The 11,979-nt window shown below is 58.0% G+C and carries 11 protein-coding genes and 1 pseudogene; 4 read left to right on the plus strand and 8 right to left on the minus strand.

The window, feature by feature from the left end:
* Positions 1–32 precede the first annotated feature (32 nt).
* Together guaA and guaB are read right to left on the minus strand one after the other, a co-directional pair.
* On the minus strand, positions 33–1,613 hold the full coding sequence (guaA, locus tag ACW81B_RS09190) for a glutamine-hydrolyzing GMP synthase (protein WP_491579926.1): 1,581 nt from the start codon (positions 1,611–1,613) through the stop codon (positions 33–35).
* A gap of 45 nt (positions 1,614–1,658) precedes the next feature.
* A complete protein-coding gene (guaB, locus tag ACW81B_RS09195; RefSeq protein WP_491580037.1) occupies positions 1,659–3,119 on the minus strand; it encodes an IMP dehydrogenase in 1,461 nt (486 codons plus the stop codon).
* A 126-nt stretch (positions 3,120–3,245) separates the two neighbouring features.
* Here guaB and xseA point away from each other — a divergent pair, with 126 nt between their 5' ends.
* The 4 genes and pseudogenes from xseA to ACW81B_RS09215 all read left to right on the plus strand — a co-directional run bounded on the left by xseA (position 3,246) and on the right by ACW81B_RS09215 (position 6,260).
* Positions 3,246–4,592 (plus strand): exodeoxyribonuclease VII large subunit, encoded by a 1,347-nt coding sequence (gene xseA, locus ACW81B_RS09200; protein ID WP_491579927.1) that lies wholly within the window; start codon positions 3,246–3,248, stop codon positions 4,590–4,592.
* Positions 4,589–5,452, plus strand: a complete 864-nt coding sequence (locus ACW81B_RS09205; protein ID WP_491579928.1) for a peptidoglycan DD-metalloendopeptidase family protein — start codon at positions 4,589–4,591, stop codon at positions 5,450–5,452. Before xseA ends, ACW81B_RS09205 begins: the two co-directional genes overlap by 4 nt.
* A 6-nt stretch (positions 5,453–5,458) precedes the next feature.
* Positions 5,459–5,677, plus strand: a pseudogene (locus ACW81B_RS09210) (helix-turn-helix domain-containing protein); the annotation flags it as partial.
* Between the two features lie 199 nt (positions 5,678–5,876).
* A complete protein-coding gene (locus ACW81B_RS09215) occupies positions 5,877–6,260 on the plus strand; it encodes a helix-turn-helix domain-containing protein (RefSeq protein ID WP_491579929.1) in 384 nt (127 codons plus the stop codon).
* Between the two features lie 15 nt (positions 6,261–6,275).
* On the opposite strand, the gene ACW81B_RS09220 is transcribed toward ACW81B_RS09215, so the two are convergent.
* Genes ACW81B_RS09220 through hisS form a run of 6 tightly spaced genes read right to left on the minus strand, consistent with a single transcriptional unit; the run spans position 6,276 to position 11,979 of the window.
* Complete coding sequence (locus ACW81B_RS09220; protein WP_491579930.1) at positions 6,276–6,689, minus strand: hypothetical protein; 414 nt, start codon at positions 6,687–6,689, stop codon at positions 6,276–6,278.
* A 14-nt stretch (positions 6,690–6,703) separates the two neighbouring features.
* Positions 6,704–7,438, minus strand: coding sequence for an MlaA family lipoprotein (locus ACW81B_RS09225; RefSeq protein ID WP_491579931.1), 735 nt, complete (start codon positions 7,436–7,438; stop codon positions 6,704–6,706).
* 35 nt (positions 7,439–7,473) lie between these two features.
* A complete protein-coding gene (gene der / locus ACW81B_RS09230) occupies positions 7,474–8,868 on the minus strand; it encodes a ribosome biogenesis GTPase Der (RefSeq protein ID WP_491579932.1) in 1,395 nt (464 codons plus the stop codon).
* A 5-nt stretch (positions 8,869–8,873) separates the two neighbouring features.
* The gene (gene bamB / locus ACW81B_RS09235) at positions 8,874–10,028 is read right to left on the minus strand and encodes an outer membrane protein assembly factor BamB (RefSeq protein ID WP_491579933.1); all 1,155 of its coding nucleotides are present in this window, start codon (positions 10,026–10,028) and stop codon (positions 8,874–8,876) included.
* A complete protein-coding gene (locus tag ACW81B_RS09240) occupies positions 10,025–10,675 on the minus strand; it encodes a YfgM family protein (protein WP_491579934.1) in 651 nt (216 codons plus the stop codon). Before ACW81B_RS09240 ends, bamB begins: the two co-directional genes overlap by 4 nt.
* A gap of 20 nt (positions 10,676–10,695) precedes the next feature.
* On the minus strand, positions 10,696–11,979 hold the full coding sequence (hisS, locus tag ACW81B_RS09245) for a histidine--tRNA ligase (RefSeq protein ID WP_491579935.1): 1,284 nt from the start codon (positions 11,977–11,979) through the stop codon (positions 10,696–10,698).

Below are 11,979 nucleotides of genomic sequence, written 5' to 3' on the forward strand. Positions count from 1 at the left end.
AGCCAGTGCCAGTCATTGCCTGAGATTGCCTGTCACTCCCACTCGATAGTCGCCGGCGGCTTGCCGGAGATATCGTAAGTCACGCGCGAGATACCGGAAATCTCGTTAATAATACGACGTGACACATGATCGAGAAATTCATACGGCAGGTGTGCCCAGCGTGCCGTCATGAAGTCGATGGTTTCAACAGCGCGCAAGGCTACAACATAATCATAGCGGCGACCGTCACCGGTTACCCCCACCGACTTGACCGGCAGGAATACGGCAAATGCCTGGCTGGTCTTGTCATACAGGTCCTGCTTGCGCAGTTCCTCGATAAAGATATGGTCAGCCAGGCGCAGGATGTCGGCGTATTCCTTTTTCACTTCACCCAGAATACGCACGCCCAGCCCCGGCCCCGGGAAGGGATGGCGATACACCATGTCGTAGGGCAGGCCCAGTTCCACACCCAGTTTGCGCACTTCGTCCTTGAACAGTTCACGCAGGGGTTCGAGCAACTTGAGTTTCATGTGTTCGGGCAAGCCACCGACGTTGTGGTGCGACTTGATCAGGTGTGCCTTGCCGGTTTTGGCGCCGGCCGACTCGATGACGTCCGGGTAGATGGTGCCCTGCGCCAGCCACTGGGCATTCGCCAGTTTATTGGCTTCTTCCTCGAACACCTCGACGAACAGGTTGCCGATGATCTTGCGTTTTTTCTCCGGGTCGGATTCGCTACCCAGCGCATCGAGAAAACGCTGTTCCGCATCGACACGGATAACACGCACGCCCATGTGTTCGGCAAAGGTCGCCATCACCTGGTCACCTTCGTGATGACGCAACAGGCCGGTATCAACAAACACGCAGGTCAGCTGGTCGCCAATGGCCTTGTGCAGCAGCGCCGCAACCACCGAGGAATCCACGCCGCCGGATAGTCCCAGCAAGACTTCTTCCTCACCGACCTGTTCACGCACCACCTTGATGCTTTCCTCGACAATATTGCCCGGCGTCCACAAGGCTTCACAACCGCAAATATCGACAATAAAACGCTGCAGGATACGCTCACCCTGACGGGTATGCGTCACTTCCGGGTGGAACTGCACGCCGTAGAACCCCCGCTCATCGTCAGCCATGCCGGCGATCGGCGCAGAATCGGTACTCGCCATCAGCTTGAAACCTGGCGGCAATTCAACCACCCGGTCGCCGTGGCTCATCCACACGTCCAGCAGGCCGTAACCTTCATCACTGGTATGGTCTTCGATATCGGTCAGCAGGCGGGTGTGACCACGTGCGCGCACCTGCGCATAACCGTACTCGTGGTGGTCCGCGTTCTCGACCTTGCCGCCCAGCTGTGCCGCCATGGTCTGCATGCCGTAGCAGATGCCCAGTACCGGCACGCCCAGTTCGAACACCAGCGCGGGTGCGGCAGGCGCTTCACCTTCGGTGACAGTTTCCGGTCCGCCGGAAAGAATGATGCCGTGCGGGTGGAAGATGCGCAGGTTCTTTTCTTCCATGTCCCAGGGGTGAATTTCGCAGTACACACCGATCTCGCGCACACGGCGCGCAATCAGCTGGGTGTACTGGGAACCGAAATCGAGGATCAGAATGCGGTGCGAATGGATATCGTGTTGAGACACAGTCAGGGTTCCATATTGGTTGCGGTACACAGCCGCGGAAATGGCTCAGGAGCGGTAGTTGGGCGCTTCCTTGGTGATCTGCACATCGTGCACATGACTCTCGGCCATGCCCGCGCTGGTCACACGAACGAACTCCGGTCTGGTGCGCATGTCTTCGATAGAGGCACAGCCGGTATAACCCATACTGGAACGCAAGCCACCCATCAGCTGGTGGATCACTGGCTGCAACGGACCCTTGTAGGGAACACGGCCCTCGATACCTTCCGGTACCAGCTTGTCGGTTTCGCTGCCTTCCTGGAAGTAACGGTCACTGGAACCGGTTTGCGATGCCATCGCGCCCAGTGACCCCATGCCACGGTAGGACTTGTAGGAACGCCCCTGAAACAGTTCGACCTCGCCCGGCGCTTCCTCGGTACCGGCAAACATACTACCGACCATGATCGACCAGGCCCCGGCGACTATCGCCTTGGCCATATCACCGGAAAAGCGGATACCGCCATCGGCGATCAGCGGAATGCCGCTGTCTTTCAGTTCATGCGCCACATTGGCCACCGCAGTGATCTGCGGCACACCAACGCCGGCCACAATACGCGTGGTACAGATCGAGCCCGGACCTATGCCAATCTTGACGGCATCCGCCCCGGCATCCACCAGCGCGCGTGCAGCGGCTGCCGTCGCGATATTGCCACCAATCACCTGCAAATCAGGGTAGTGCTTGCGCACCCAGCTGACCCGGTCGAGTACACCCTGCGAATGGCCATGTGCGGTATCGACCACCACCACGTCCACACCGGCGTTCACCAGTGCGTCAACACGTTCGTCCGTACCCTCGCCGACACCCACCGCCGCGCCGACACGCAACCGGCCCTGGTCGTCCTTGCAGGCATCAGGCTTGTCGCTGGCTTTCTGGATATCTTTCACAGTGATCAGGCCACGCAGGCGGAAGGCGTCGTCCACCACCAGTACCTTTTCGATACGGTACTGGTGCAGCAGGCGTATCACTTCATCGCGCTCGGCGCCTTCCTTGACGGTTACCAGCTTGTCGCCACCGGTCATCACCGATGACACCGGTGCGTCGAAGCGGGTTTCGAAACGGGTATCACGGTTAGTGATAATACCGACCAGCTTGTCCCCCTCCACCACCGGCACACCGGAAATGCCATGCTGCCGGGTCAGTTCCAGCACCTCGCGGATACTGGCGTCGGGCGCCACCGTGATCGGATCCTGGATGACGCCGCTTTCGTATTTCTTCACCCGCCGCACCTGCTCGGCCTGCTGCGCGATGGTCATATTCTTGTGTACGATACCGATACCGCCTTCCTGCGCCATGGCAATCGCCAGCCGCGCCTCGGTGACGGTATCCATGGCCGCCGAAATCAACGGAAGATTCAGTTCTATATCACGCGTCAGGCGCGTTTTCAGGCTAACATCCCTGGGCATTACCGAAGAATGCGCGGGTAACAGCAGGACATCGTCGAAAGTCAGGGCGTGTTCGGTAATACGCAGCATGCAGGCACCGTGGTCGGGGTCGGAAGTGAAGCCATCAATTATAGGTTCCGGCGGCCGCCGGGTAAACCGGATAAATCCTTGTCTGTCACCGGAAAACCCGGACAGATGCGCTAGAATACCCCAATGACAGGCCCGACCCGCGACATCTTCACTGTTACCCGCCTCAACCGCGAAGCCCGGGCGCTGCTCGAAACCGGCCTGGGCCGCCTGTGGGTGGAAGGTGAAATCTCCAATCTCGCCCGCCCGGCCTCCGGCCACCTCTACTTCACACTCAAGGATGCCCGCGCCCAGGTCAGCTGTGCGCTGTTCCGCAACCGCGCCCTGCGGCTGCGATTTACCCCCGAAAACGGCACCCAGGTACTGATCCGCGCCCAGGTCAGCCTGTACGAGGCACGCGGCAACTACCAGCTGATTGTCGACCAGATGGAAGAAGCGGGGGATGGCGCCCTGCGCCGCGCCTTCGAGCAGCTGAAAACAAAACTGTACAACGAGGGCCTGTTCGATGAAGCCGCCAAACAGCCGCTGCCCGACCTGCCGCACTGCATTGGCGTTATCACCTCACCGAGCGGAGCTGCCATCCGTGATGTACTGACCGTCCTCAAACGTCGCTTCCCGGGCATCCCGGTGGTGATTTACCCCACCCGTGTTCAGGGAGAAGGTGCGGCAGAAGACCTTGTGGCGGCCTTGCGTACCGCCGACAAGCGCGCGGATTGCGATGTACTGCTGCTGACCCGCGGCGGCGGCTCACTGGAAGACCTCTGGCCTTTCAATGAGGAAAAGGTCGCGCGCGCGGTCGCGGCATGCTCCCTGCCTGTGGTTTCGGCTGTTGGCCACGAAGTCGATGTGGTGATTACCGATTTTGTGGCTGATGCGCGTGCCGCGACACCGTCGGCAGCGGCTGAACGGCTCAGCCCGGACAGGGAAGAACTGGACACACGACTGCGCCAGCTTGCCAGCCGCCTCAAACAACAGGTCACACGACGACTGCAGCGACAGCATGAGCAACTCGAGTGGATCACCCGCCGCCTTCAGCAACAGCACCCGGGACGCAACCTCGACCAGCAGATGCAACGCCTGGACGAACTGGAGCAACGGCTCAATCGCGCCATGCAGCAGCAACTGACACAGCGACGAGCGAGATTACGGACTGCATCGGCACGACTCAAACAACACCATCCCGGGAGCCTGCTGGAAACCATGGCCGCGCGTAACCGGGACTTGGCACAGCGGCTTGAATACTGTATAAATATACAGCTTTCAAAATATCGGGAACGACTGACTGTTGTAGCGCGCGCACTGGAGACCGTCAGCCCGCTGGCGACATTGCAACGCGGCTACTCTATCACCCTGAACGGCGCGAATGGCGCTGTTATCACGGAGGGTTCCCAGGTCTCACCGGGAGATAAACTGGAAACCCGGCTGGCCCGGGGCCGTATTTTCAGCACGGTAACCAGCACGGAGCCAGAATGAGAACTGCCCGCACAAAATCTTTACGCTACCTGCTGGCCGCCCTGTTGCTGTACCTGTCGCCCACCCAGGCGCTGCAACTCCCGGAAAGCCACCCGGTTCCCGGCGGTATCGTCGTTATCCCCCTGAAGGGTTATGACACCCCCCCGCAAGTCACTTATCACAACAAACCGGTCATGGTTATCAGCAAGGAACCGCATATTGTCGTCGCTGTGGTCGGGTTGCCGCTAAAGACAAAACCCGGAAAACATGCGCTTACCGTCAAAGACAAAGCCGGCAAAGTACAGAGGATCTCTTTCAATGTTACCGCGCGTGACTACGAACGCCAGTACATTACCCTCAGCAACAAGCGCATGGTCAATCCGGAAAAGCGCGACATGCTACGCATCGGCAAGGAACAGCAGCGTATCCGCAAGGCACTGGCGAGCTGGTCATCGCAGACACCGGAAACCCTGCAACTGGTCTTGCCGGTCAAGGGACCGGTGAGCAGCACCTTTGGCTTGCGGCGCTTTTTCAATGACCAGCCGAGAAAACCACACAGCGGCCTCGACCTGGCTGCCCCCGAGGGCACACCGGTCAAGGCGCCGGCCAGCGGACGTGTTATCGATACCGGTAAATTCTTTTTCAATGGCAACACCGTGTTCATCGATCACGGGCAGGGGCTGGTCACCATGTACTGCCACCTGTCACGCATTGATGTCAAACCCGGACAGTCTGTCAGGCGCGGCGATATCATCGGCGCTGTGGGTAAAACCGGTCGCGTCACCGGCGCCCATCTGCACTGGAGCGTCAGCCTCAACGATGCACGTATCGACCCGGTGTACCTGCTGCGGAACCCCCTGCCGGAACAACCGGCCCACTGAAGCGAAATGTGTCACGAGCCAAAACCTGACGCCCCTGCAGCGGATACTGATATCCGTTACACACTGTCTCTGAATCTGCGCCTGTTTCGCCAGCTGTACGGCTGGAGCCAGGAGCAACTTGCCGAGCACAGCGGCCTGCACAGAACCTATGTCGGCGCGGTAGAACGACGGCAAATCAGTATCGGCGTCGATAACCTGCAAAAGCTGGCACATGCCCTTGACACATCACCCGCCACCCTGCTGGACCCACAATGCCGCGAGTTACCGGGCTGCATACGCGAAACGGCTGCCGCGTATAACCCGCAACACGACACACCTGCCAGGCTGTCATCTTCACGGAAAATACAGAATGTTGTAGATATGCGGCAATTTGCCCTATTTCGTCTGTGGACGATGTTACGGCACTCCCTTGTAATGGCTCCCCATGAAAGCCAATGCAAGGAAGCGGCTGGCGCAACGGGTGCGATTGATGCGCACCCGGCGCGGCTGGTCACAGGAAGTTCTCGCCGAACTCAGCGGACTCAACCGCAGTTACATCGGCGCTGTCGAGCGCGCCGAGCATAATATCGGCCTGGACAACATAGAACGTATCGCTGAAGCACTGGAAACGGGACTGCCGGATTTACTTGCTAACGACACACAAAAACCTGTGACTCCGGTTTCGCAGACAGGACAGACCCGTATCACGCAGCAACCCGTCATCGTACACCGAAAAATATTTCTGGAGCTTCTCAGGCAATGCGGCGAGACACACCGCGACCTTGTACTTGTGTATCTGGAGCGTTGCGGGGTAACGGTAAGAGACTAGTTGCCTGCAGGATTCTCAACCCAGGTGTATGGCTGCACCGTATTCGTGCCGGCCTCGCCTGAGATTTTTGTACCGCCGAACCATGACTATCATCTTGTCGATAGCGGCTGAATCGATGTGTGGCAACGCCAGTCCGACGCGAATCGGCACGCCACTCGCCCGCGGAGCACTGATTTCGATAAAATTGCGCAGACTCACGGGACGCGGCGAACCTTCCTGTACCAACCGCTGCAACTCGGCAGCAAGCGTCACGAACTCACAGCGCCAGACAACCTCCCGCCCCTCAAAAGGACCGGTGAAGGCTACCGTCGCATGATCTTTTGTCTGCTCAACAACCAGGCGGGGTAATCCTGATTTACCCAGAAACGCGGCAAACCGTTGCACATTACCACTCCATGCATCGCTATCCTGGCCGTCAGTGCCGTACACCCTACTGAAACGACCTAGTCATTGAACAGTTCGTCGTCAAAGAAATCCGGCTCCGGTGGATTACCGTCATAGATATCGTACCAGCGTTTCTGTCGGTACGCAGTCCGGACCTGCAAATAGGGATCCAGTGAACCGGCATCGAGCACGCGCGTTGCAGAAAGCAGCTCTGAGCGTTTATTAATCGCAAACAGAGTATACCAGCCTAACTGCACCCAGCCATTGGTCTCTATATTCACCGGCTCCATGAGCCAGGCGGGTGGCAAACCCGCCGTATCACGAACCGTGCTGGGGCCGAGGAAAGGCAATACAAGATACCAGCCCTCACCAAACCCCCAGACACCGAATGTCTGACCGAAGTCTTCATGGTGTTCTTCCATCCCCCAGGGCGTAGCCACATCGATCAACCCGACAAGACCGAAGACAGTATTAAAACTGAAGCGCATCGTGTCACTGGCCGCCTGTTCCGGTTTCCACTGCAACAGGTCGTTGACGATAACAATCGGTTCGTAGATATTTCCAAAGAAATTACCGACACCGGTACGCACCGGGGACGGGATGTATTCCCTGTAGTATTCTGCAACCGGTTTAACCAGTTTACGATCCAGCGTATCGTTGAAGTTGTAGACCACACGGTTCATACCTTCAAGCGGGTCACTGACTTCATCATAGGGCGACGTTACTGCACAGGCCTGCAGTAATACCACCAGCATCGCCAGCCAGCCGACCTGAACCTGTCTTTTCCTTCTCATGTTTTTCCACCCATCCCGTTTGAGGTGCATGATTATTATTTCTTGACGTGTCGCAACATCCGTTTGCGCTGACGCTGCTGACGTGGTGTCAGCTTGTTGCGCTTGTCCTTGTACGGGTTATCGCCGGTCTTGAACTCCAGCCGTATCGGCGTACCCACCAGCTTCAACGCAGAACGAAAATAATTATTCAGGTAACGCTTGTAGGTATGCGGCAACCGTGATGTCTGGTTGCCGTGTATCACGATAACCGGTGGATATTGTCCACCCTGGTGCGCATAGCGCAACTTGATTCGCCTGCCCCGGACCAGTGGTGGCTGGTGATCATGAACAGCCTGCTCCAGCAGGCGCGTCAACCCGGCCGTACTGACCTTGATCGATGCCGAGCGGTGCGCCGTTTTCACAGCCTCGTATAGTTCGCCCACACCACTGCCATGCAGGGCGGAAATAAAATAACGTTCTGCAAAACCAAGAAATGGCAGGCGTCGATCCAGCTGGTTGCGATACCAGTTGCGCCGCTCATCATCGAGCCCGTCCCACTTGTTCACGGTAACGACAACCGCTGTACCGCTTTCCAGTATATGCCCGGCCAGCGTTGCATCCTGCTCGGTCACTTCCCCTGCGTGCGCATCCAGCACCAGTAGTGCCACGTCAGCGTCATTGATTGCCTGCAGCGTCTTTATCACGCTGAATTTCTCAATGACTTCATTGACCTTGCTGCGACGACGCACACCCGCCGTGTCGATCAGGGTATAAGGCTCGCCATCACGTTCGAAATCTATGTAGATACTATCGCGTGTGGTACCTGGCTGATCATAGGCAAGCACCCGCTCTTCGCCAAGCATGCGATTGGTGAGGGTTGATTTGCCCACATTGGGGCGCCCCACCACGGCAATACGAATGCCCTTGTGTTGCCTTTTTTCCGACCCGGTCTGTTCGTGTGCCGGGAGTTCTGCCAGCACGCGGTTGATCAGTGTGGTAACACCGTGACCCTGTGTTGCAGCAATCGGTGCAGGCTCACCGAGTCCCAGCGTGTAGGCATCGGCAAGTATCGCGTTGGTATCCTGCCCATCCGATTTATTCAGCGCCAGCCAGGCAGGCTTGCCGCTGCGCCGCAATCGTTCGGCAATCTGTTCGTCACTGAGATTGATACCGTCACGCGCATCCAGCAGCAGGATGACTGCATCGGCTTCATCGACTGCCTGCCAGACCTGGTCAGCCATCAGGCTGTCCAGCCCCTGCTCATCACCCACCAGGCCACCGGTATCGACCACCAGGTACGGGCTGTCCCCGATACGGCCGTTCCCGTACTGGCGGTCGCGTGTCAGCCCCGGGTAATCCGCCACCAGTGCATCCCTGCTGCGAGTCAGCCGGTTAAACAGGGTTGACTTGCCGACATTCGGACGACCGATCAGCGCGATAACGGGCAGCATACGACCTACTCGACAGGCAACAGCCGGTACATCACCAGCTTGCCACCGGCACCCAGTACCAGCAAACGGTCGCCAAGGGCCACCGGTGGTGCAAGTATGCCGGCACGATCAACCCGCTCGCGTCCGGCTATTGCACCGTCGATACGGGACAACAGATGCAGATAGCCTTCAAAATCACCCACAGCCACATAACCACCGACAACCACCGGGGCAGTCAGGTACCTGCGCTGGAGATCGCTGTTCTTCCACAGCGACGCACCGGTACGACGATCCAGTGCCCACACATGACTCAGCTCATCGCTGACGTAGACCTGCTGCAAATCGACCGCGATGCCAGCATAGGCAGACATTTCACGACTCCAGAGCAAGCGTCCGTTTTCCAGCGAGACAGCCGCAAGCTGTCCCTGGAAACTCGCCACGTAGAGGACGCCATCGCGCACGACCGGGTCGGCATCGAGATCCACCATACGCTGCAATTCCGAGCGACCTGTTGGAACAGCAATCGCCGCTTCCCACAGCTGGCGGCCGCTACGCACATCCAGCGCCACCATCTTGCCACTGGCAAACCCTGCCAGCACCAGACCCTCCTGGATCAGCGGCGTACTGGTGCCACGAAGTGACAGTACCGGCACTGTCCGGTCATGGATCCACAGGCGCTTTCCAGTATCCGCATCCAGGCCGGTCAGATTGCCATCGACCGTCTGTACGATAACCACACCCTCGTGTACCCGTGGCACCGAAAGCACTTCACTGGAAACCGGGACCGCCCATAACAACTCGCCCTTTTCCGTATCGAACGCCAGTACGCGCGCATCACTTGTACCAATCAGTACGAGACCTTCATCCACGCCGGGACCTGCCGAGACCGGTGCGTCTGCCTTTTTGTGCCAGACAGATTTACCATCTTCAAGCCGGTAGACTGACAGACGTCCCTTGCGGTCGACTGTGTAAACCCGCTCGCCAAAAACCGCCGGAACCAGCTTGACCCGCTGCTCGTCAGTTCCCACACCGGTGTCATGACTCCACAGGCTGCGCAAGCTCACCTGCGCATCAAACTTCTTCAGTTTGGCCGGTGGCTCACTGTTGTCCTTGTCCCCGAACCACGAACAACCGCTCAGCAGGGCAAGCGCAAGTACAGCAGAAACAGCAACTCGCATCATTGTGAAACAGCATCCACGCCAGCGAGGTTTTCATATTTTACCCGCAGGTAGCCCACGTTTGGCGCCGTTGCGGGCAGTGCATCCAGTGCATCACGATAGGCCGCTGCGGCGCGTTCCGTGTCGCCCTGTGCAAAAGCGAGGTCGCCCTGCAATTCTGTATAAACAGGCTCATAGGCCCCGGCATCGGTAACCTGCGAGAGTCGTGTCCCGGCCTGCGCATAGTCTTTTTCGCCAATCAGTACACGCACCAGCCGGCTGCGCGCAATATGTTCAACCTGTGCTGTTTTGGCGTGATCCAGCGCCCATTCCAGCTGACCCTGGGCAGCGCCCATCTCGCCGTCCTCTACCGCCAGCTTTGCAAGCATCAACGCGGCCAGTGTTGCGTAGCCGGAACCGGTATAATTACTGATCAGTTCGTTGGCCTGGTTACGTACAATTTCAACATCATTCTGCTTGAGTGCAGACTGCATCATGGCATAGCCGTTTGACGCACTCTCCACCTGGTTGTCTTTCCAGTTCATCCAGGCCTTGCCACCGAAAATCAGTGAAAGCCCCAGCAGTGCACCGGTAATCAGCGAGCTGCCATTCTCTTTCCACCATTTTTTCAGGCTCTCGATTTGTTCTTTTTCCGACGCATGAACGTCCATCGGATCATCTCCTGTTCAGGTTAATTTATACTGCGATCAAACAATTGCGAAAAATACCCGGCGAGGTCACCAAACTTCACTGCCTGTTGTTCGCTGCGCTCTCGCAACGGTTTGATCCCGGCTTCACCACGTGCCACCTCATCCTCGCCGATCACCAGTGCATAACGCGCACCGCTGCGATCAGCCTTTTTGAACTGGCTCTTGAAACTGCCACCGCCACAATGGGTCTGCACACATAACCACGGCAGACTGTCGCGCAGGCGTTCCGCAATCAAGAGCCCCTCACGCTGTGCCGTATCACCCATGGCGACAAGATAGAGGTGCGGCGTGCCATCGGGAATATCCACCTGCTGATTCTCCAGCAGCGCAATCAGCCGCTCAAGGCCCATGGCAAAACCCACCGCCGGTGTGGCACGTCCGCCCAGATATTCCACCAGGGCGTCATAGCGACCGCCCGCGCATACCGTACCCTGCGCACCCAACTGGTCAGTGACCCACTCGAAGACTGTGCGGCCATAGTAATCCAGACCACGCACCAGTCTCGGGTTGATTTCGTAAACCACACCGGCCGCATCGAGCAATGCCAGGAATGCCTCGAAGTGTATCCTTGAGGCTTCATCGATATAGTCGGACAACTGCGGCGCATCAACAAGCAATGCCTGGACATCAGGATTTTTACTGTCGAGGATACGCAGCGGATTGGTTTGCAGACGGCGCTGGCTGTCATCATCGAGCTGATCGTAACGTGCCTGCAAATAATCAACGAGATCCGCCTTGAAGCGGGTTCGCGCCTCTACAGTACCGAGCGAATTCAGTTGCAGTGTTACGTCATGCAGCCCGAGACGCTTCCAGAAGCGCGCGGTCATGATTAACAGCTCCGCATCGATATCCGGCCCTTCCAGACCAAATACCTCGACACCGATCTGGTGAAACTGGCGGTAGCGTCCTTTCTGCGGACGCTCGTGGCGGAACATTGGCCCGGCGTACCAGAGTCTTTGCACCTGGTTATTGATCAGACCGTGCTGGATGCAGGCACGCACACAGCTGGCCGTTCCTTCAGGCCGTAGCGTCAGGCTGTCGCCATTGCGGTCCTCGAAGGTATACATTTCCTTCTCGACAATATCTGTGACTTCACCGATGGAACGTTTAAAGAGTTCGGTTTTCTCGACGATCGGCATGCGAATCTCGCGGTATCCGTAGGATGCAAGGACGGCGCGCAGGGTATCCTCGACAAACTGCCAGGCCGGAGTCTGCTCCGGCAAAATATCATTCATGCCGCGAATGGCTTGCAGGGTGTTCGACAT

Source organism: Thiogranum sp., from assembly GCF_058323355.1.

Coding starts and splice junctions, on each gene's coding strand:
- der (WP_491579932.1), bottom strand. CDS start 8,868: ATGCTGCCCGTTATCGCGCTGATCGGTCGTCCGAATGTCGGCAAGTCA.
- ACW81B_RS09205 (WP_491579928.1), top strand. CDS start 4,589: ATGAGAACTGCCCGCACAAAATCTTTACGCTACCTGCTGGCCGCCCTG.
- ACW81B_RS09240 (WP_491579934.1), bottom strand. CDS start 10,675: ATGGACGTTCATGCGTCGGAAAAAGAACAAATCGAGAGCCTGAAAAAA.
- bamB (WP_491579933.1), bottom strand. CDS start 10,028: ATGATGCGAGTTGCTGTTTCTGCTGTACTTGCGCTTGCCCTGCTGAGC.
- hisS (WP_491579935.1), bottom strand. CDS start 11,979: ATGTCGAACACCCTGCAAGCCATTCGCGGCATGAATGATATTTTGCCG.
- ACW81B_RS09225 (WP_491579931.1), bottom strand. CDS start 7,438: ATGAGAAGGAAAAGACAGGTTCAGGTCGGCTGGCTGGCGATGCTGGTG.
- ACW81B_RS09215 (WP_491579929.1), top strand. CDS start 5,877: ATGAAAGCCAATGCAAGGAAGCGGCTGGCGCAACGGGTGCGATTGATG.
- xseA (WP_491579927.1), top strand. CDS start 3,246: ATGACAGGCCCGACCCGCGACATCTTCACTGTTACCCGCCTCAACCGC.